The organism is Ruegeria sp. HKCCSA071 (genome assembly GCF_017872555.1).
GTDB lineage: Bacteria > Pseudomonadota > Alphaproteobacteria > Rhodobacterales > Rhodobacteraceae > Ruegeria.
Genome location: NZ_JAEDOX010000005.1, coordinates 17,860 through 37,474, shown reverse-complemented (window position 1 = coordinate 37,474; position 19,615 = coordinate 17,860). Strand labels below are relative to the sequence as shown.

Sequence of the window (19,615 nt, the reverse complement as noted above, 5' to 3'; positions counted from 1 at the left end):
CGGCCTCCTCACCACCGCTCATGCTGCGGTCTTGTTGTTCTTATGCATAATCTCACGGGCCAGATGCCGATACGCCATCGCACCAAGTGATCCCGAGTCATACTGCAATACCGGCAGCGCATAGGATGGCGCCTCGCTGACCCGCACATTCCTGGGTATCTTCGTCTTAAAAACCATCTCGCCCAAATTGTCACGCGCATCCTTTTCGACCTGACGGGACAAGTTGTTGCGGTTGTCATACATGGTCAACACAACACCTTCGATTCTCAGGTCTGGATTCGCAGTTTGCCGGACCTCCCGGATCGTCAACATCAATTGCGAAAGACCCTCCAATGCAAAGAACTCACTTTGCAGCGGCACAAGGACAGAATGGGCGGCAACCATCGCATTTACCGTCAAGAGGTTCAGTGACGGCGGGCAATCAATCAGGATGAAATCCAGTTCAAACGCATCTACCGCCGTCTGACGCAGCGCGTCGTGCAGTAAATAGCTGCGTTTTTCGTTGGAAATCAGCTCGATATCCGCCGAACTCAGGTCAACCGTTGCAGGGACAACCAAAAGGTTTTCAATCTCCGTCTCCTGAACCACTGCCTCCAAAGGCGCGTCGTCCAGGATGAGGTCATAAGTGGTCCAATCCCGATCTTCGACCCCTAATCCGGTGGATGCATTCCCCTGTGGATCAAGGTCAACCACCAATACCCTGCAACCAGCTTCGGCTAACCCTGCCGCCAAGTTGATTGCTGTGGTTGTTTTCCCTACTCCGCCCTTCTGATTGGCAACCGCTATTATCCGGGGTCCGGACGGTCGAGACAGATCAACCACGTGATACTCCTTTGATCTTAAGGATAACGGCTTGAGGTTCAGTTAAACTTGTAATGGCCTCAGCATCGAAATTCCATTCCTCACGCGCCTCTTCCAGCTCTTTTTTCCAGCTTGCACCTTTGGGCAACAGCGCGGTCCCATTTTCACCTAAATGCCTGTCACAAAATGATAACAGTGTACGCAGATCCGCCAGCGCACGCGCCGAAACGATGTTTGCGCCCAGGGGGTCAACCTCCTCGATCCGCTTGGTAATCACTTTACACGACACGCCACATTCACGGGCGACGTTACGAAGAAAAGCCGATTTTCTCTGGTCGCTCTCCACAAGAGAGAAACTGGCGGCCGGAACCTCCTCGGCAGAAATGATGGCGCACACCATTCCGGGGAACCCGCCGCCACTGCCAAGGTCCACCCAGGTGTCAAACGTTTCAGCGCATCGAAAAACCTGGACAGAATCCAGAATATGTCGGTCCCAGATGAATTCCAGACTATTGCGTGAAACAAGATTTATCCTGGGGTTCCAGCGGTTCATCAGATCAACATAGATTTTCAGACGCTCAAATGTTTCACGTGAAACATTCAAGCCATCAAACTTGGAATAATCGACCGTCATGCCTGGCGTGCTCGTTGATCCCGGCGCAATTTCGCCAGGACAAGGGTCAGCGCAGCAGGAGTAACGCCTTCGACACGGCTTGCTTGCGCTATGTTTGATGGCTTGGCCTGCGACAGTTTTTGCTTCATCTCAGAAGACAGCCCGTCCAAGCTAAAATAGTCAAACTCACGTGGGATAACATAGGATTCATCCCGCTTCATGGCCTCGACATCGCGCTTTTGCCGATCGATATAGTTTGCGTAAAGCGCGTCGCGTTCGATTTGAAGCCGGATCGCCAAGTCTACATCTTGTAGATCAGGTATCAGAGGGATCAAGTCCTCGAAGGATGTATCCGGAAATGCCAGAATCGCCATTCCATCTCGGCGGTTTCCATCCTGGTTGACGTTGATCCCGGCTGAAAGAACTTCCTTTGGTGTGTATGTGCGTGCGGTCAGCTTGGATTTCGCCGCATCAAGCTGGCTCATTTTCTTTTCAAAATGCGCCTGACGCTTCTCTCCGACGCAGCCAAGTTCCAACCCAATCGGCGTCAACCGTTGATCGGCATTGTCTGCGCGCAAAGACAGACGGAATTCAGCCCTAGAGGTAAACATTCGATAGGGCTCTGCCACACCACGAGTCGTCAGGTCGTCTATCATTACGCCAATATAGCTGTCTGATCTTGTGAAAAAGACCGGTTCGCGGCCCTGAACGTCCAGCGCCGCGTTGAGACCAGCAACCATCCCTTGTGCCGCTGCCTCCTCATATCCTGTGGTCCCGTTGATCTGCCCTGCCAGATATAGTCCCGGAACGTCGGGTAGTGACAAGGACGCAGTTAAGACACGTGGGTCCACATAATCATATTCAATCGCATAGCCCGGTTGCAGAATATCCGCTTTTTCAAGCCCTTTGATCGACCGAACATATTCCAATTGCACGTCCTGAGGCAGTGACGTTGAAATACCGTTGGGATAAATCGTGTGGTCATTTACGCCTTCGGGCTCAAGGAAAACCTGATGCGAGTCCTTATCTGCAAAGCGCACAATCTTGTCTTCGATCGAAGGGCAGTATCTTGGACCTATGCCATCGATATGGCCGCCATACATCGCCGATTTTGAGAGGTTTGCTTCGATGATTTCATGCGTCTTTGCATTGGTATGTGTAATACCGCAGGAGATCTGAGGCGCGACAACCGATATTGACAGGAAAGAAAACAAGGTCGGATCCTCATCCCCGTTCTGTTTTCCCAAACCCGACCAGTCGATCGTGCGCCCATCCAGACGCGGCGGTGTGCCGGTTTTCAAGCGTCCCAACGGAAGGTTATAGCTATCCAACCTCTCGGCCAGTTTTATGGACGGGCGATCTCCCATCCGTCCGCCAGCCTGTGACACGTCGCCGATATGGATGACGCCGCGCAGAAAGGTTCCGGAAGTCAGAACAACGGCTTTCGCGTGAATTTCCGACCCATCTCCGAGCACGACACCGGCGACACGGTGTCCGTTCATCAGAAAGTCTACAACCTCCCCAACTATAACGGACAGGTTTTCCTGATTGCTGATTTCGTTTTGCATCGCCGCCCGGTACAAGGCGCGATCAGCCTGCGTTCTGGGACCCTGAACAGCCGGACCTTTTCGCCGGTTTAACAGTCGAAACTGAATACCAGCCTGGTCAGCAACACGGCCCATTACGCCATCTAGCGCGTCAATCTCTCGTACCAGATGTCCTTTTCCCAACCCACCGATGGCCGGGTTGCAGGACATGACGCCGATATCAGTCGCAGATAAAGTCACCAAAGCGGTTTTCACACCCATCCTGGCAGCAGCATGCGCGGCTTCCGTACCGGCATGGCCGGCCCCAACCACGATGACATCAAAGTTTGAATGTTTCACGTGAAACAATCCTTATTTTCCCAAACAAAAGCTGGAGAAGATTTCATCCAACAGTGTCTCGACATCTATTCTGCCGACCAGAGATTCAAGCGCCCGTATAGCGGTTCTTAACTCCTCCGCAGCGATATCATACAGGTCCGGGCCTGATTCCAGAACCGTGGTCGCAGCAGTAAGTGAATCCGATGCCTTGTTCATCGCAGCACGATGGCGCTCACGCGTGGCTATACCATTTGTAGTGGTTCTTTCTCTTAATACCCACGAAATCTGGTCGACAAGCGCATCAATCCCCTGTCCTGTCTTTCCCGAAACACCCTCAGTCCTACCTTCCCTCAGGTCTGCTTTAGGCAAAACATGGATATCGCCATCCTGCATGGCCACACCCAGATCTTCCGGTGCTTCGGCCAGAAAAACACGCAGGTCGGCTGCATCTGCCCGTTTTCGAGCCAGCTCGATCCCTAGGTTTTCGACGTGATCTTCAGTATCCCGCAACCCGGCCGTATCCAGTAATGTCACGGGCAAGCCCGCCAAATCCATTCGAACCTCGATCACGTCCCGGGTTGTGCCTGCGTATTCCGAGGTAATCGCAGCCTCGCGCCCCGCAAGCGCGTTCAGCAGTGTTGATTTTCCTGCATTGGGAAGACCGACAATAGCCACTTCAAATCCGGTACGAATACGCTCGGCGATCCTCACCCCGTCTGCTTCTCGAAGAAGATCTGCCAGAACTCCGCTTGTCAAAGTGCGGACTTCCGGTGTGACGTCGGTGGGGACGTCTTCATCAGCGAAATCTATGACAGCTTCCAGCAACGATGCCGCGCGGATCAAATCGCGCCGCCACCGCTCGGCCAGCGTGCCAAGCTCACCAGCCAGAATGGTCTGGGCCTGCTTACGCTGCGCCTCGGTTTCCGCGTCAATTAGATCTGCCAGGCCTTCGACCTGTGTCAGATCCATCTTGCCATTTTCAAGGGCCCGGCGTGTGAACTCACCCGGGTCCGCCAGTCGCAGCCCATCGGTGTTCGACAAACAGCGCAGAACCGCATTGACCGAGGCCGTGCTGCCGTGGATCTGAAGTTCTGCCACGTCTTCACCGGTGAAACTTGCCGGTGCCTGAAAGGTCAGAACCAGACCATCATCCAGTCGTGATCCATCTTGGTCCCGCAGAGTGCGCAAGACCATTCCACGTTTGGGCAGTTCCGCGCCGCTCAGACATGCGGCTGCGGAATGTGCTTCGGGGCCAGAGAGGCGAATGACCGCCACCCCTGCTTTGCCTTGCGCGCTGGCCAAGGCGAATATCGTATCCATTCGAAGGCCTCGCTGGGGTCTAAGACCTGTGTCAGGCGTTCATCGAATCGAAGAACTCACCATTTGTCTTCGTCTGTTTCAACTTCGACAACAGGAACTCGATTGCGTCGGTGGTGCCCATCGGATTGAGGATACGGCGCAGAACAAAGGTCTTGGCCAGATCGCCCTTTTCGACCAGCAGGTCCTCTTTCCGAGTTCCCGATTTGAGGATGTCGATCGCCGGGAACACGCGTTTGTCTGCAATCTTACGGTCCAGAACGATTTCCGAGTTACCAGTACCTTTGAATTCTTCGAAGATTACCTCGTCCATCCGGCTGCCGGTATCGATCAGTGCGGTAGCGATGATGGTCAGCGAACCACCTTCTTCAATGTTCCGCGCCGCACCGAAGAATCGCTTGGGCCGTTGCAGAGCGTTTGCGTCCACACCACCGGTCAGAACTTTACCCGAGGACGGGACCACTGTGTTAAAGGCCCTACCAAGTCTTGTGATCGAGTCGAGAAGAATAACAACATCTCGTTTATGTTCGACCAAACGCTTGGCTTTTTCGATGACCATCTCCGACACGGCCACGTGACGCGTCGCGGGCTCATCGAAGGTAGACGACACAACTTCACCCTTAACCGAGCGCTGCATGTCGGTCACTTCTTCCGGGCGTTCGTCGATCAGCAGGACGATCAGGTAACACTCCGGATGGTTCTGTTCGATCGAATGCGCGATGTTCTGCAGGATCACGGTTTTACCGGTCCGCGGCGGTGCCACGATCAGTGAACGCTGACCTTTACCGATCGGCGCAACCAGATCGATCACACGCGCCGACTTGTCCTTGATGGTGGGGTCTTCGATTTCCATCTTCAGACGCTCATCCGGGTACAGAGGCGTCAGGTTGTCGAACAGGATCTTGTGCTTGGCCTTTTCGGGATCTTCAAAGTTGATCATGGTGACTTTGGTCAGTGCGAAATAACGCTCATTCTCGTCCGGCGCCTTGATCTCACCCTCAACCGTGTCCCCGGTCCGCAATGAGTGCAGACGGATCATATCGGGCGAGACATAAATATCATCGGGACCCGGCAGATAGTTCGCTTCGGGCGAGCGCAGAAAGCCGAACCCGTCTTGTAGTACTTCCAGTACGCCATCACCGCCGACGGTCCAGCCATCATCGGCACGTTCGCGCAGAATCTGGAACATCATCTCGCCCTTACGCATGGTCGAGGCGTTTTCGATCTCCAGCTCTTCGGCCATTGCCAGAAGGTCTTTGGGACTTTTGGCTTTCAGGTCGGCCAGATTCAGGGATTCATTGGACATGATACATACCTTCACCGCTGAGAACGCGGCTTGAAGTGGAATTTCAGTACGGAAAATACGCCGCCCGGACGGGCGTGTTGTGATCTACATAAGCGCAGCGCCGTTCGGAGTCAAACAGGCGTTCAGAACTTCAGAATGACCGCCAGAACGATAGCTACCATCAGAATGGTCGGAACCTCGTTCATCATGCGATACTGCCGCCCAGTGAGCTTATTCTGGCCTGCCAGAAAATCCTTCCTTCGGGCCATAAGCCAATGGTGGAACCAGGTCATCGCGATCACGCCCGCGCCTTTTACCCAGGGCCATGCAAAATCCCATCCGACGATCCCCGGTGTGAACACCATGATCAGCCCGCATACCCAGGTTACGACCATCGCGGGGCGCATGATCACCCGCAGCAACTTGTCTTCCATTTCAAAGAAGATGTCTTGCGCTCCCTCTACAGCCTGCGCTTTTTCGACGTGATAGACAAACAGTCTGGGCAAATAGAACAAGCCCGCCATCCATGAGATCACGGCCATGATATGTAATGACTTCACCCACGGGTAAATCGTGAAAAGAAGGTCTGTCATGCCGGCTCCGAACGTTGTTCGGAACCCTCCCTAATAAAAAAATAAGAAAAGAAAAAGGATGATGGTTTTGTAGGGTGCCAGAAATCCGTGGATTACTTTTTTACCCTAGCGTTTTCCCCAGGGGGACAGAATATCTGAGATCGCCAGTGATTCTGTTGATAGTACGAAAAATTGTTATAAATCATTAATTTAAGATGGATCAGGTAAATCTGATCTGTGGATAAACCGATGGGTATCACTGGATACATCTGTTATCCCAAGAGTTGGAGTTATCCTTGTCCTGACAGGATGAGATTTGAGCGACTCGGGGATCTTTGCCACAAAATTCCCGGGGTTGCGTGTCAACCGGAAAACCATACAAAACACCCCAGAACTCTTATCGATTTGCACACGGGGTTTTCCACATGTCTGTCCCCATTCTTCTGGCTTCGGGATCTGTTATTCGCGCGCAATTGCTCAAGAACGCAGGTGTGCAGTTTGCAGTTCAAACGGCGCGCGTGGATGAGGAGGCGGTCAAACGGGCGTTGCTGGCGGAAAATGCCTCACCACGCGATATTGCCGATACGCTGGCCGAGATCAAAGCGCGTAAGGTCAGTGACAAGAACCCCGGTGCCATGGTGATCGGGTGTGATCAGGTGCTGGATTTCGAAGGGCAGCTGCTGTCAAAGCCCGAAACCCCGGATCAGGCGCTGGCCCAACTGAAAGCCATGCGCGGCAAGCGGCACATGCTTTTGTCAGCAGCTGTGATCTATCAGGATGGTGAACCGATCTGGCGGCATGTAGGGCAGGTGCGTTTGCGGATGCGGGCCAGTTCTGATGCATATCTGAAAGACTATGTTGTGCGGAACTGGGACAGCATTCGCCATGCCGTCGGAGGCTACAAGCTGGAAGAAGAAGGCGTCCGCCTGTTCGCCACCATTGACGGCGACTATTTTAACGTTTTGGGTATGCCCCTGTTAGAGCTTCTCAACTTTCTGGCTGTCAAAGGGGTGATCGAGCAATGACAGACAACCGGGTTCCTTTGGCCGGAGTGATTGGGCATCCCATCGGGCATTCGCGCTCACCCAAGCTGCACGGCCATTGGTTAAAGACCTATGGGCTTGCCGGGCATTATATCCCGATGGACGTCGCCTCTGCGGATCTGGAGACTGTGCTGCGAACCCTGCCCAAAGCAGGCTTTGTCGGGGCCAACGTGACCGTTCCGCACAAAGAAGCCGCGTTGAAGATCGCAGATCACGTTTCTGACCGTGCAACCGTGATCGGTGCTGCAAATACGCTGGTGTTCCGAACTGATGGTTCGATCCACGCAGATAACACCGACGGGTACGGGTTTATGGAAAACCTGCGCAGCGGCGCGCCTGACTGGAATGCGAAAGATGGCCCGGCGGTTGTGTTTGGTGCCGGGGGTGCTGCCCGTGCCGTATTGCAGGCTTTGTCTGATGCCGGGGTGCCGGAAATCCTGTTGACCAACCGGACACGCGCCCGCGCGGATCATCTGAAGGAAGAATTCGGCCAACGCATTCGAGTTATCGATTGGGTTCAGGCGGGGAATGTCATTGAAAATGCTGAACTGGTGGTCAACACAACTTCATTGGGGATGCAGGGCCAGCCAGAGCTTCGCGTGCCGTTGGACGGGTTGCAGCCCGGTGCCGTGGTAACGGACCTGGTTTATGCCCCGTTGAAAACCCGCTTGCTGCAAACCGCCGAGGAGGCCGGATGCACCACGGTCGATGGTCTGGGGATGTTGCTGCATCAGGCCGTTCCCGGATTTGAACGCTGGTTTGGTGTCCGCCCCGAGGTAGACGCAGATACGCGCGCGGCGGCCCTGGCATGAGTTTTGCGCTTGGCCTGACAGGCTCAATCGGTATGGGGAAAAGTACCACAGCGCAAATGTTCGTTGAAGAAGGGTGCGCATTGTGGGATGCGGATGCGGCGGTGCATCGGCTGTATGCCCTTGGTGGAGCAGCGGTTGAACCAATGCGGGCAGCCTTTCCCGATGCGATACGAGATAGGGTGGTTAGCCGAGACGCGTTGAAACGGATCATCGCGGATGACCCGGTCACCTTGAAAACGATTGAGGCGATTGTGCATCCACTTGTCGCTGCTGACCGCGCAGAATTTCGCGAAAGCGCAACAAGCGACATTTTGGTGTTCGATATTCCACTTTTGTTTGAAACGGGCGGCGATGCAGCAATGGATGCGGTGGCCTGTGTTTCTATCCCGGCCGAAGACCAAAAACGGCGCGTCATGGAACGCGGAACAATGACCGAGGCGCAGTTCGAGCAAATCCGCGCCAAGCAGATGCCGAACGACGAAAAATGCGCACGGTCGGATTTTGTGATCGTGACCGATACTCTGGACCACGCCCGCGCGCAGGTGCAGGATGTAGTCAGGCAGATACGGGCGGGGATGGCACATGCGTGAGATTGTACTGGATACCGAAACCACCGGGTTTGACCCCGAAAGCGGGGATCGGATCGTGGAAATCGGCGCCGTTGAGCTGTGGAACCACGTTGCCACCGGTGAAACCTATCACGTCTATATCAACCCCGAACGCTCGATGCCGGAAGAAGCGTTTGGCGTGCATGGTATAGGTCCCGATCTGCTGGAAACCCCGCGCCCGCCGGAAAAAGGCGAAGTGACGCTGAAAGACAAGCCGGTCTTTGCAAAGGTTGGCCACGGGTTTCGCGAATTTGTTGGCGATGCGCGGTTGGTAATCCACAACGCCTCATTCGACATGAAGTTCCTGAATGCCGAGCTGAAATGGATGGGCGCCCCGCTTATCCCGATGGAGCAGGCGTTGGATACACTGGCAATTGCCCGTAAACGGTTCCCCGGTTCGCCAGCATCACTGGATGCGCTGTGCCGTCGATTCAATATCGACAACTCGAACCGTGTGCTGCACGGCGCGTTGCTCGACTCGGAAATTCTGGCCGAGGTTTACCTGGAATTGATCGGTGGACGGCAGCCTGATTTTGGACTGTCGACATCCGCATCTTCTGTGGATGGTGGCAGCGATGATTGGCGAGCCACACCGCGCAGCACACCATTGCCATCCCGGATCACCGAGGATGAGCGCGCAGCACATGAAGCTTTCGTGGAAAAACTGGGCGAGAACGCCTTGTGGACCCGCGCCTGATCCGGACAGGCGCGGGTTAAAACCTTACGCGTCGGCTTTTTGGGCCTGTTCGGCCTGACGGCGCATCAATTCATTGCGATAGAGCGCAACGAAATCGATATTGTCCAGGTTGACCGGCGGGAAGCCGCCATCGCGGGTGATGTCGCTGACGATGCGGCGCAGGAACGGGAACAACATGCGCGGGCATTCGATCATCAGGAACGGGTGCAGCTGATCTTCTGGCACACCTTCCACATGGAACATGCCGCAATAGTCCAGTTCGCACAGGAACAGAATGTCATCCATGCCTTTGGCTTTGGATGTCAGGTTCAACTTGATCGAAACTTCGAACTGATGGTCCGCCGCGCGTTTTTTGGCGTCCAGATTCACCTGAACGGCGATTTCGGGTTGTACGTCTCCGGAAACGCCCTTTTGCGCCATCACGTTTTCAAAGGACATATCGCGGATGAACTGCCCCAGAACACGCATCTGAACCTGCGGGGCGGCTTGGGCCGCAGTGTTTTCTGCAGCGTTTTCTTCGGCCATGGATCTACTCCAAAAATGAAATTCGCCACTGCTTAGCAAGTTGGGCGCGGCACCTCAATGCTGGTGGGGGCCTTCCACCCATTTCGAAGGCTTCGAGGGGTCTTTTTTTGGCCGAACTTCGGTAAATTCCCCATCGATGATATCGCCCTGATCGAACGGGTTCCCCCGGGTTTGATATCCGGGGCCCGGCCCCATCTGGAACTGGGTCACGGTAACCTTGGATTTCAGATACCGGAACACGGCGATGCGGACACCGGGAACTAACAACGCAAAACCAACGGCATCAGTGAAAAAGCCTGGTGTCAGCAACAAAGCGCCCGACAACAGGATCATTGCCCCATGGGCCAGCGGTTCGGTTGGATCGTCCAATTCGGCAAAGGACCGTTGCAGCTGTCCAAGCGCCATGCGACCTTGTGTCCGCACCAAAACCGTGCCCAGAACCGCGGTCAGCACTACGATGGCAAGTGTCGGCCACAACCCAATCAAACCACCAATCTGAATAAACAGCGCGATTTCGATTATGGGCACCAACAAAAATGCCAAGAACAGATACATTTGCGTTATCCTTTCCCTTAGGCCGGGCTGTGGACTTGCCACTCACTGTCACCTACATAGTGGCATGAGGCCGTGTATACAAAGTCGCGGCGTTGAAAAGAGAATGAAATGAGCGACAACCCTATGATCCAGCTCCTGGTCCTGGCCGGAATTGCCATTTTCCTGATCCTGCGCCTCAAAAGCGTATTGGGCACGCGTGAAGGATTTGAAAAACCGCCTGTGCAGCAACAGCCTGAAGCCCATAAATCGCGCCGCGGTTTCGAGGTGATCGATGGCGGCCCGGATCATGACATTACCGACCATGTCGCCGAAGACAGCGAACAGGCGCAAACACTGGCTGCGATGAAACGGGTCGAGCCCGGTTTTTCGGTCAGTGAGTTCGTTCAGGGTGCGCGCGGTGCGTATGAGATGATTGTGATGGGGTTTGAAAGGGGTAATCTGGATGAAATCCAGCCTTTCCTGTCGGAAGAAGTGTTCGAGACTTTCGTTTCGGTCGTGGCAGCGCGCGAAGATCAGGGCCTGACCATCGAGGCTGAATTCATCGGCGTACGGGAAACCACCCTGACGGATGTGAAATTCGACAAGGATACGAACCAGGCCGAAATCACAATGAAGTTCGTGGGGGAGCTGACCTCGGTCGTTCGGGATCGCGGAGGCGATATCGTCGAAGGCAACCCGAATTCCGTGAAGCGCCAGAAAGACAGCTGGACCTTTGCTCGGGTCATGGGCAAGGACGATCCGAACTGGCTGCTTGTCGCCACGGACGCATGATTGCAACGCTTCGGTCGCTTTTTCTGGTGGGTGCAATGACCATCGCCAGCGCTGCCGAAGCCGAGGCAACGCGATCCATACTGTCGTTTGACGATCTGCGGGGCTGGGCCGAAGATGATCACGGCGCGGCCCTTTCCGTTTTTCTGAACACGTGCGGTGATCTGGATGATCCGGATTGGCGCGCCTTGTGTGGTGTGGCCAGAACATATGAACCGGATGCCGCCCGCGCCTTTTTCGAGTTATTCTTCCGCCCTGTTCTGGTCGAAGATGACAAAGAAGGCCTTTTTACCGGCTATTTTGAACCCGAGCTTGACGGCGCGCGCACCCGGACAGATCGTTTCAAATACCCGATCTACAAGATGCCGCCCGAAGCCCGTGCCGAAGGACCATGGCTGAGCCGTCGTGACATCCTCACCGGTGATGTGATGCAGGGCCGCGGGCTAGAGATCGCCTGGGTCGACGACCCTGTCGAGCTGTTCTTTCTGCAAATTCAGGGCTCGGGCCGTATTCGATTGTCGGATGGCGGTGCGCTGCGGGTTGGATATGGTGGCGCGAATGGTCACCCCTATCGGTCGATCGGTGTTGAACTGGTGCGACGTGGGGTTCTGGGTGCGCATGAGGTCAGCGCCCAGATGATCCGCGCCTGGGTGCGCAAGAACCCCGAGGCCGGTGCCGAGTTGCTGCTTCACAACCCGTCATACGTTTTCTTTCGCGAAGTCTCACGCGTTGCTCCTGAATTTGGACCTTTGGGGGCAATGAACCGGTCGATCACGACGATGCGCTCGATTGCGGCGGACCCCGCCTATACACCATTGGGCGCACCTGTTTGGGTGGAAAAGGACGGTGAAAAACCGTTGCGACGGCTTATGATTGCGCAGGACACAGGCGCGGCGATCAAAGGTGCGCAACGGGCCGACATCTTTTTCGGAACCGGTGAAGAGGCCGGGCAGGCTGCGGGCAAACTGAAAGATCCGGGTCGGATGGTTCTGTTGCTGCCCATTCAACGCGCCTATGCCCTGTTGCCGGATGAATTCTGATGACCCGGCGCAAACTGACAACCGATGAGATCGAGCTTTGGCGCAAGGTCACCAAACAGGCCGAGCGGCTGCATCCGGACAGTCCGCAGACCGTCCATCCGACCACACTGCCGAAACCCAGACCCAGAAAAACACCAAAACCCCGGTTTGAGGTGTTTGAGCTTGGTCAGAACCTTCAACCGAAACCAAATCCAAAAGATCTGAAGCCATCGGTGACGGATGCGCTGCGCGCCGCGCCTGTTCAGATGGATATCAAGGCTTTTGGCCGGATGAAGCGCGGTAAGCTTAAGCCCGAAGGCAAGCTGGACCTTCACGGTATGCGGGTTGATACGGCCCATCCTGCGTTGATCCGTTTTATCCTGAACGCACAGGCACAAGGTAAGCGACTGGTTCTGGTGGTAACTGGCAAAGGCAAGGACCGCGACGAACCTGGCCCGATCCCCACCCCGCGCGGCGTTCTACGCAATCAGGTGCCGCACTGGCTGTCCATACCGCCGTTGGCGCAGGCGGTGATGCAGATCACACCCGCGCATATCAGCCATGGCGGCGACGGCGCCTATTACGTCTATCTCAGGCGAGTGCGCTAAAGATCCCGCCGGGAGCGGGAAATGCCGGTTTGGACCAGAATGCATACCAGCACAAAGAATACGCCAATCCAGATGAACTGCGTATTCAGCGAAATGCCAAGGTCAATCAGGACGCCAGTCAGGCCGGGACCTATGGCTGATCCAAGAACCATGACAGCCGCGGCCATCGCCTTGATCGCACCGATATGTCGGGTTCCGTAGAATTCGGCCCAGAATGCGCTGGGCAATGTGCTGTTTGCCCCAACGGTCAAAGCCAGGAAGACCAGCCCTAGGGTTGCGCCGCTGATCGAGTTTGTCATGCCCAGAATGACGAACCCAAGTGCGATCGGAAGCTGGTAGTAGGGCATGATCCGGGCGGTTCCCCATTTATCCAGCGCCCATCCTGCGACAAACATGGAAAACAGAGATATTCCGGTAAAGATCGGGAACAGGGCCACCAGTTGGATATGCTGCCACCCCTTCACATCAGCCAGATAAACCTGATGGAAGAAAAATGCGGTGATGAATGCGGATGGCCCAAGCACTGATGGCACCATGAGCCAGAAAAGAGGATGGAACAGAGCGTCCCGGCGGGTCCAGTGTTTTCCCTGCATTCCCGATGCTGAAAACGCGTTGGCAAGGCTTTGCGGGGTTCTCTCCTCGCGCAGCAGCCGCATCAGGATCGGAATACCCAGCGCCGTGATGCCCGCCGCGGCAACCCACAGCCAACGCCAGTCCAGATAGACCATGGCACCAACAAAGATCAGCGGCAGCAACGCCTCGCCAAGCGCATAGCCGGTGGACGCGATGGAAAGCGCTTTGCCCCGCGTAACCGTGAACCAGCGCGCCATTGCGACCACGGCAAGATGCGTGCTCATCCCCTGCCCAAATAACCGCAGCAGAAAGATCACCAATGGCAACAGCAGCAGCCAGGTGTTCAGCGCCATTGCAATGGCGGCCAATGCAAGCCCCGCCAGCACCATTGGGCCCAAAACCCGTACGCGGAAGATATCCGTCAACCCTCCGGCCCAGATCATCACGATTGCAGACAGGGTCGTGCCCAACGTGTACAGCCCGCCCCATGCGCCGTGGCTGAGGCCAAATTCAGAGCGGATTTCACCAGCAAAGACCGAGATGAAAAAGGTTTGCCCGAAGCTGGACAAAAATGTCAGCAAAACGCCGGTCGCAAGCCAAGTCGCGTTGTCCACAAGAAACCGGTGCAGGGAAACCCGCGTCACGGATTGCTTACCTGGGCCTGACCGGTTTCAGTCAGCACGATTTCTGTGGCGCCAACCGGATTGCGCTGGTTCGGTGGTACGAGGATGTCAATCCCGCGCCGGTCTTCGCGCCCAAAGGTTTCGCTGACCCGGCGCACGGAGCGAAGGATTGTCAACAGCGCTGGCGACGTGGCGGCCACAAAATGGGAAGATTCCGCATCGCCGTTGAAGGCGGTCGTATCCACGATTTCTATCGGATATTCAGACAGCTTCTCGGCCGATCCGATATTGCCCAACCTTTCGCCATCTGCGGTTCCCCTCAGGCGGCCGGAGACGTTCAGGACCTTGTCTTTCTTGGACACCATCAGGACAAAAGGATCAGGAGGATTTTTAATACTGTTCATCTGCGACCGAAAAACATCCACATCCAGATCGGGCGAGATCAGAATAAGGCCTTCCAGATTTCGCTTTGCCCAGCCCGGCTGTTTCAGTTCGGTTTGCCGTATCATCTCCATAGCCAGCGCGCCGCCCATTGAATGCGCCACAAGGGCCACCCGCCTGATGCCCATCGACTTGAGAAGACGAATGGTTTCTTCCAGCCCATCACGGGCAAACAACATGCTGTCCAGATCATAGGCATAACCATAGCCCGTCGCGCGGCTGGGCCATGAATAGACAAGGATCTGACCGGGTATACCGATATCGTGCGACAGCTGAGCGGCCCGGAACAATGTCTCTGTCTGAGTGGAGTTATAGCCATGCACAAAAATCGTGACTTCGTCAGCTCCAATCAGCCTGTCCTTTAGCTGTTGCGGCCCGCTTAGCTGATTTATCTCTGCCAGTACGAACTGCTTTCTCGGGTCAGGGTTTGCGTATGAGAATTTAAGGCTTCCCGGTGAACGTCGCGGTGGTATCGAAACGGTGGTTTCCAGAAACTGCAGGCGTTCTGCGCGGCGGAATCCATACGCGCCATCGGGCTCGCGTGCACGTGTCGTGGCGGCAAAAACTGTTTCCGGAGTTCCGATTTCCAAGGCGGATGGAAGCGTTTCGGATACGGTGCGATCAACACATGCCGCCAGCAAGACCAGGCACAGAATGAAGATTAAGAAACGCAACACGGACAGCCCCCGGAACCAATTGCCGACACGCTACCCTATTCTAATCTCGCGTCCAGCGTGGCCATACGCAAAAGCGGCAAGAACCAGCCCGAGCGGTTACAATCTGTAACAGACCGTATCCGTACGAAACCGACCTTTGCCGGTGCTGTTAGCCTAGACCTCTGTGTCCTCGCCCTGCTCTTTGCGTGGCATTTCTTCGATCAGTCGGGTTTCAAGCAATTGCCCGTTCCGATAGAGGATCGGATAGGCCACAGCGGCGATGTGGCTGTTGAATTCCCGGAAAGCGCGCAAAGTTTCGAGGTGGATGTCGCTGGTCTCAAAGCTTTCCGTACTGCCATGCTGCAAACGTCTGAGGTGGCGTTTGCGGCTGTCGCGCTCAGCCCGTTTGATTTCGGTTTTCTCAAGGCTCAGCAGGCGGGCGCTTTCCAGATCATCCGAGATCAGAACGTTTGAGGCCAGTTTGAGGTTGGCGAGGATGCCTTCGTGCATCTCAACCAGTTCCGACCAACCCTCTTTCGAAAATGAAGCGCCTTTCTTCCGCATGTCGCCCGCCAGGACAGTCAGCCGCTTGGCAACAACGTCGCCCGCGGTTTCCAGCCGGATTGCGTATTCCATCAGGTCGCGCGCCACTTTTGCGTTCCGCTTTCCGAACGTCTCTTCGGGAATGGCGGCCACGAATTTTCGAATACCCGACAGGCAGTCGTTCACCTCCTCGTCCATGTCCCTTACGGCGCGTATCTGGTCCTTGTCTCCGCTGCGATACAATTCCAGTGACGGGCGGAACATCGACTCGACCAGATCGCTCATCCGCAGCAGTTCACGCTTGAGACTGGACAGCGCCTGAGACGGGCTGCCGGCAGTGCGCACGTCCAGCGCGCTGGCCGGGCGACCTGGCTGGGCCAGCGCGTTCGCAGATTTCGGATCCGGAAAAAACTGCTCGAAAGGCGCGCGCAAACGCCCGCAGAACGGCAGTGCCAGCAGCAGCAACGAGGCATTGAACGCAAGATGCGCATTGACCAGCATCTGCCCGCCCTGCAAATCCCCCAGAACACCGGCACGCAGTGCCGCAGTCACCGCGAAAAGGGTGATTATCGCCCAGCTGCCGCGCAAGGCCAGGTTGGCAAAGGGTATGCGCCTGGCAGGCATTTCCATCCCCCTGCTCAGCCAAACAGGTATAAAGGCTGAACCGAAGTTGGCCCCCAATACCAGCGAGAGCCCGGCGGCAAACGGGATTGCGCCGATCTGAACCAGCGTCACACACATCAGGATCGCCGCGACCGAGGAATGCATGACAAAGGCCAGCGCGCCGCCAACCAGAAACGCTGTAATATAGTCGCGCGCCAGATACTCGGCGACGGCAGGCAAGAAGGCACTGTCCCGGATCGGGTCCATGGCTTCGCGCAAAAAGCGCAATGAGATCAGGATGAACGCAATCCCCATCAGGATGCGCCCCAATTGCCGGGGCTTCTTGGCCTCGGTCTTGACAAAGAGATACCCGCCAACCGCCAGTAGCAACGGTATCAGCCAACCCAGCTGGAATGACAAAACCTGAATGATCAGCGCCGAACCGAGATCAGCGCCCAGCACGATTGCAAGACCGGTGGGAAAGGTCAGGAACCCTCCGGCAGCAAAACCCGATGTCAAAAGGGCAACTGCCGCCGAGCTTTGTAGAACCACCGCCATTAAAACGCCGACCATTGACGCCTGCGCGTAATGGCTTTGGCCCGTCATGAGGCGCTGGAACGAAGCCCCATAGCTGCGCTCGATCCCCGTGCGGACCATCCGCACTGCATAAAGCAGTAGCATCGTGGCTCCGGCCAGGCTGATGAGAAAGCTTACAATCGCCATGATCTTACCCGTTTACCATGTCCAGCATTTCCCCGTGCAGCTCGGGTGTAGCCGCTGAAATCACCCCGCCGTCCGAACTCAGGTCAAGCGGCCGACCCTGCCAATCTGTCATCACCCCACCCGCAGCTTCAACCACGGCCAGCACTGGCAGGTAATCATAGGGCTGTAGATCATAGTCGATCACAGCATCCACATGGCCCGCCGCCAGCAGGGCATGGGGGTAGCAATCATAGGCGAACCGTCTGGTCTGTCCAGAATGCATCAGCCTGTCGAATAACGTCGGATGATCGCGATAGATCTTGTCCCCTTCGTTTACGAAAAGAATGGACTGATCCAGCCGCGTCTGGGCCGAAGTCGTGATCTCACGGCCATTCAACGTGGCGCCCTGACCAACGGCGCCGGTAAATACTTCATTTATCGCTGGCATGCCGATCACGCCGATATCCGGTTTGCCGTCAACCAGATGACCCAACAGAAACCCAAACAACGGATGCCCTGACAGAAATGACCGGGTTCCATCAATCGGGTCGATGATCCAAACCTCGCGGCAATCCTTCCCCTCGAACCCATGTTCTTCGCCAAAAATGCCGTGATCGGGGAAATGCTGCCCAAGATAGGAGCGTACCTGCGCTTCAACACCCCTGTCGGCCTGTGTCACCGGGCTTTCATCCGATTTGAACTCAACCCCCAGCGCGCCACGAAAATACCCCCGCGCCGCTTCGCTGGCCAAGTCGGCTATCTTTACCGCATGAGACAGCAGGTCGGTGCTTTCGTCAGCCTGTGAGGTCCTTGGATTCAGCATTCGATTCTATCCTGTGTCGTGATGAGGTGTAGATCTGGGGAGCGACAGTTTAGAAAATCCTTGGAGATATCGGCATGCGAGTAACCCAAACACAAGTACTTCGGTATTCGTTTTTTGTCCGGAATGAGCCTTGCTGCATCTGCTCTCAAGTATTGTCATAAATTCCACATTATTCCACAAAATCAACCAAAAACAACAGTAAAATCTCATATTTCCTTAAAACCGTGGTGAATATGTGGGCTTTGAAAATGGCGCGGCTTACGCTTTTTGCAGATTTATGTTGGTTGTTTGCAAAAAAATCTAGCCCAAAGGCCAGAGGTCAATTTGGGGTTGGAAGGCATGAAACAAAGCCGCTCATTTTCACTCGTGCTGTTTGCCCAAATTCTATGAAGACGTGTACCGCGTCGACCATACAGCTCGCAAGAAAGCCATTTGTTTGGCGCGTTTTCGTTCTGAAAACAAAACCAAAGGTGAAACTGCCTGCAGCAAGGCGCTCAAAAACGCATGCAAAAAAGGAGCTGGACGTTTGTGTTTGCGTGCAGCGTAAACACGCGAGCGCCCCATGTGCCAGGCTTTGATGGCGGCAACCTTTGGGCTTCTAGGAGAAGACTCGCCCCCAATATGGGTTACTTCAGCTTCGGGAAGGAAAAACAAAGGCCCCACTTGTTCATCCAAGCGCAGACAGATGTCGTCATCTTCATGGTATAAAAAGATATTTGCGTCGAATCCACCGACCTTCTCGAAAGCAGACCGGCGCACAAGCAATGCTGCGCCGGACAATATAGGAACCTGCAGATCAGTGTCGGCTTCAATACTGCGCAACCATTTTTTACGTGGTAGCAATACGCTGGATCGTTTCAGCAACCCTTTGCCAGACTTTTGGGTAAATGCCGGATTGAACGCTGAGGCAGTTTTGTGCCGGTCTGCACCCGCCAGCAACTTCTCCAAGCTTCCCTTCAACAAGCGCGCATCTGGGTTCAAAAACAACAAGAACTCGGTCTCGACCCCGGCCGCACCCTGGTTACACCCTACCCCAAACCCCACGTTCTGGTCGTTTAGAATGAGTTTGGCGTTCTTGAGTTGTGCGAGCCGCTCTAGCTCTTCTAAATCGTCCGAGCCATTATCGACTAACACTATGGGAACACCATCGGGAACCGACGCCAGCATCTGAGGAAGAGTGCTGACGCTGTTGTAGGTTACACTGATAATTGTAACTTGCGGTTCCAATGCTTGTCCGTTCGTCGTCAGTTCACAAAATCGATGATATTGAACTAGTTTTAATTCGTCTTTCCCTGGAAAGACTTTTCTAGCAAGCCAGATCTGCCTCACCTAAGTGGTCCAATAGGCATCGTCAAGTTATTGTTTGCAATCCAAATTGGCCAATGCGCTGGGTGATGATCAGTAGATTCCCCGACCTCGCCTAAGGCATTTTCGCGTTCCGTATTCCATCAATTTTCGTGCCGTGTCCGTCGTCAGGGTTTGGAGTAGCCTCCTGAAAGTGGCCCACCAACCGGGATAGACCTTTTGCTCTGAAACCCATTTTCCGGCCATTTTTGATTAGAG

20 protein-coding genes are annotated in these 19,615 nt (G+C 55.2%); 7 read left to right on the top strand and 13 right to left on the bottom strand.

The window, feature by feature from the left end; translation table 11 throughout:
• Positions 1 to 18: 18 nt before the first annotated feature.
• The 6 genes from I9188_RS12270 to I9188_RS12245 all read right to left on the bottom strand — a co-directional run bounded on the left by I9188_RS12270 (position 19) and on the right by I9188_RS12245 (position 6,474).
• Positions 19 to 822 (bottom strand): AAA family ATPase, encoded by an 804-nt coding sequence (locus I9188_RS12270; RefSeq protein ID WP_209506882.1) that lies wholly within the window; start codon positions 820 to 822, stop codon positions 19 to 21.
• A complete protein-coding gene (gene rsmG, locus I9188_RS12265; RefSeq protein WP_209506881.1) occupies positions 815 to 1,435 on the bottom strand; it encodes a 16S rRNA (guanine(527)-N(7))-methyltransferase RsmG in 621 nt (206 codons plus the stop codon). Before rsmG ends, I9188_RS12270 begins: the two co-directional genes overlap by 8 nt.
• Positions 1,432 to 3,300: a tRNA uridine-5-carboxymethylaminomethyl(34) synthesis enzyme MnmG gene (gene mnmG, locus I9188_RS12260; protein WP_209506880.1), complete on the bottom strand. Its 1,869-nt coding sequence runs from the start codon at positions 3,298 to 3,300 to the stop codon at positions 1,432 to 1,434. Before mnmG ends, rsmG begins: the two co-directional genes overlap by 4 nt.
• Positions 3,301 to 3,312: 12 nt before the next feature.
• Positions 3,313 to 4,599, bottom strand: coding sequence for a tRNA uridine-5-carboxymethylaminomethyl(34) synthesis GTPase MnmE (mnmE, locus tag I9188_RS12255; protein WP_209506879.1), 1,287 nt, complete (start codon positions 4,597 to 4,599; stop codon positions 3,313 to 3,315).
• A gap of 31 nt (positions 4,600 to 4,630) precedes the next feature.
• Entirely contained in the window at positions 4,631 to 5,902 is a 1,272-nt protein-coding gene (gene rho, locus I9188_RS12250) for a transcription termination factor Rho (protein ID WP_209506878.1), read from the bottom strand.
• Positions 5,903 to 6,024: 122 nt separating this feature from the next.
• Complete coding sequence (locus I9188_RS12245) at positions 6,025 to 6,474, bottom strand: CopD family protein (RefSeq protein WP_209506877.1); 450 nt, start codon at positions 6,472 to 6,474, stop codon at positions 6,025 to 6,027.
• Positions 6,475 to 6,878: 404 nt separating this feature from the next.
• Here I9188_RS12245 and I9188_RS12240 point away from each other — a divergent pair, with 404 nt between their 5' ends.
• Genes I9188_RS12240 through dnaQ form a run of 4 tightly spaced genes read left to right on the top strand, consistent with a single transcriptional unit; the run spans position 6,879 to position 9,613 of the window.
• A complete protein-coding gene (locus I9188_RS12240) occupies positions 6,879 to 7,478 on the top strand; it encodes a nucleoside triphosphate pyrophosphatase (protein WP_209506876.1) in 600 nt (199 codons plus the stop codon).
• Positions 7,475 to 8,308 (top strand): shikimate dehydrogenase, encoded by an 834-nt coding sequence (locus I9188_RS12235; RefSeq protein WP_209506875.1) that lies wholly within the window; start codon positions 7,475 to 7,477, stop codon positions 8,306 to 8,308. Before I9188_RS12240 ends, I9188_RS12235 begins: the two co-directional genes overlap by 4 nt.
• The gene (gene coaE, locus I9188_RS12230) at positions 8,305 to 8,898 is read left to right on the top strand and encodes a dephospho-CoA kinase (protein ID WP_209506874.1); all 594 of its coding nucleotides are present in this window, start codon (positions 8,305 to 8,307) and stop codon (positions 8,896 to 8,898) included. Before I9188_RS12235 ends, coaE begins: the two co-directional genes overlap by 4 nt.
• On the top strand, positions 8,891 to 9,613 hold the full coding sequence (gene dnaQ / locus I9188_RS12225; protein ID WP_209506873.1) for a DNA polymerase III subunit epsilon: 723 nt from the start codon (positions 8,891 to 8,893) through the stop codon (positions 9,611 to 9,613). Before coaE ends, dnaQ begins: the two co-directional genes overlap by 8 nt.
• Positions 9,614 to 9,637: 24 nt before the next feature.
• On the opposite strand, the gene secB is transcribed toward dnaQ, so the two are convergent.
• On the bottom strand, positions 9,638 to 10,138 hold the full coding sequence (gene secB / locus I9188_RS12220; protein WP_209506872.1) for a protein-export chaperone SecB: 501 nt from the start codon (positions 10,136 to 10,138) through the stop codon (positions 9,638 to 9,640).
• Between the two features lie 54 nt (positions 10,139 to 10,192).
• A complete protein-coding gene (locus I9188_RS12215) occupies positions 10,193 to 10,693 on the bottom strand; it encodes an FxsA family protein (RefSeq protein ID WP_209506871.1) in 501 nt (166 codons plus the stop codon).
• A gap of 108 nt (positions 10,694 to 10,801) precedes the next feature.
• Between I9188_RS12215 and I9188_RS12210 the strand changes: the two genes are divergently transcribed.
• From I9188_RS12210 to I9188_RS12200, 3 genes are read left to right on the top strand one after another with little or no spacing between them, the layout of a single operon-like run.
• Positions 10,802 to 11,464: a Tim44/TimA family putative adaptor protein gene (locus tag I9188_RS12210; RefSeq protein WP_209506870.1), complete on the top strand. Its 663-nt coding sequence runs from the start codon at positions 10,802 to 10,804 to the stop codon at positions 11,462 to 11,464.
• Complete coding sequence (locus I9188_RS12205) at positions 11,461 to 12,501, top strand: murein transglycosylase A (RefSeq protein WP_209599626.1); 1,041 nt, start codon at positions 11,461 to 11,463, stop codon at positions 12,499 to 12,501. Before I9188_RS12210 ends, I9188_RS12205 begins: the two co-directional genes overlap by 4 nt.
• On the top strand, positions 12,501 to 13,088 hold the full coding sequence (locus I9188_RS12200; RefSeq protein ID WP_209506868.1) for a Smr/MutS family protein: 588 nt from the start codon (positions 12,501 to 12,503) through the stop codon (positions 13,086 to 13,088). Before I9188_RS12205 ends, I9188_RS12200 begins: the two co-directional genes overlap by 1 nt.
• Here I9188_RS12200 and I9188_RS12195 read toward each other — a convergent pair.
• From I9188_RS12195 to I9188_RS12175, 5 genes are all read right to left on the bottom strand, one after another.
• Positions 13,085 to 14,305 (bottom strand): MFS transporter, encoded by a 1,221-nt coding sequence (locus I9188_RS12195; protein WP_209506867.1) that lies wholly within the window; start codon positions 14,303 to 14,305, stop codon positions 13,085 to 13,087. The two genes, I9188_RS12200 and I9188_RS12195, sit on opposite strands and share 4 nt — an antisense overlap.
• Positions 14,302 to 15,402 carry an alpha/beta fold hydrolase gene (locus tag I9188_RS12190; protein WP_209506866.1) on the bottom strand — a complete coding sequence of 367 codons (1,101 nt, stop codon included), beginning with the start codon at positions 15,400 to 15,402 and terminating at the stop codon, positions 14,302 to 14,304. Before I9188_RS12190 ends, I9188_RS12195 begins: the two co-directional genes overlap by 4 nt.
• A 153-nt stretch (positions 15,403 to 15,555) precedes the next feature.
• Positions 15,556 to 17,250 (bottom strand): Na/Pi cotransporter family protein, encoded by a 1,695-nt coding sequence (locus I9188_RS12185; RefSeq protein WP_209506865.1) that lies wholly within the window; start codon positions 17,248 to 17,250, stop codon positions 15,556 to 15,558.
• Positions 17,251 to 17,254: 4 nt separating this feature from the next.
• Entirely contained in the window at positions 17,255 to 18,052 is a 798-nt protein-coding gene (locus I9188_RS12180) for an inositol monophosphatase family protein (protein ID WP_209506864.1), read from the bottom strand.
• Between the two features lie 384 nt (positions 18,053 to 18,436).
• A complete protein-coding gene (locus I9188_RS12175) occupies positions 18,437 to 19,381 on the bottom strand; it encodes a glycosyltransferase family 2 protein (RefSeq protein ID WP_348540336.1) in 945 nt (314 codons plus the stop codon).
• Between the last annotated feature and the right edge of the window lie 234 nt (positions 19,382 to 19,615).

Excerpts from the sequence above, each read along its gene's own strand:
- rsmG (WP_209506881.1), bottom strand. The coding sequence starts at position 1,435 with ATGACGGTCGATTATTCCAAGTTTGATGGCTTGAATGTTTCACGTGAA.
- mnmE (WP_209506879.1), bottom strand. The coding sequence starts at position 4,599 with ATGGATACGATATTCGCCTTGGCCAGCGCGCAAGGCAAAGCAGGGGTG.
- rho (WP_209506878.1), bottom strand. The coding sequence starts at position 5,902 with ATGTCCAATGAATCCCTGAATCTGGCCGACCTGAAAGCCAAAAGTCCC.
- I9188_RS12245 (WP_209506877.1), bottom strand. The coding sequence starts at position 6,474 with ATGACAGACCTTCTTTTCACGATTTACCCGTGGGTGAAGTCATTACAT.
- I9188_RS12240 (WP_209506876.1), top strand. The coding sequence starts at position 6,879 with ATGTCTGTCCCCATTCTTCTGGCTTCGGGATCTGTTATTCGCGCGCAA.
- I9188_RS12235 (WP_209506875.1), top strand. The coding sequence starts at position 7,475 with ATGACAGACAACCGGGTTCCTTTGGCCGGAGTGATTGGGCATCCCATC.
- coaE (WP_209506874.1), top strand. The coding sequence starts at position 8,305 with ATGAGTTTTGCGCTTGGCCTGACAGGCTCAATCGGTATGGGGAAAAGT.
- dnaQ (WP_209506873.1), top strand. The coding sequence starts at position 8,891 with ATGCGTGAGATTGTACTGGATACCGAAACCACCGGGTTTGACCCCGAA.
- secB (WP_209506872.1), bottom strand. The coding sequence starts at position 10,138 with ATGGCCGAAGAAAACGCTGCAGAAAACACTGCGGCCCAAGCCGCCCCG.
- I9188_RS12215 (WP_209506871.1), bottom strand. The coding sequence starts at position 10,693 with ATGTATCTGTTCTTGGCATTTTTGTTGGTGCCCATAATCGAAATCGCG.
- I9188_RS12210 (WP_209506870.1), top strand. The coding sequence starts at position 10,802 with ATGAGCGACAACCCTATGATCCAGCTCCTGGTCCTGGCCGGAATTGCC.
- I9188_RS12205 (WP_209599626.1), top strand. The coding sequence starts at position 11,461 with ATGATTGCAACGCTTCGGTCGCTTTTTCTGGTGGGTGCAATGACCATC.
- I9188_RS12200 (WP_209506868.1), top strand. The coding sequence starts at position 12,501 with ATGACCCGGCGCAAACTGACAACCGATGAGATCGAGCTTTGGCGCAAG.
- I9188_RS12185 (WP_209506865.1), bottom strand. The coding sequence starts at position 17,250 with ATGGCGATTGTAAGCTTTCTCATCAGCCTGGCCGGAGCCACGATGCTA.
- I9188_RS12180 (WP_209506864.1), bottom strand. The coding sequence starts at position 18,052 with ATGCTGAATCCAAGGACCTCACAGGCTGACGAAAGCACCGACCTGCTG.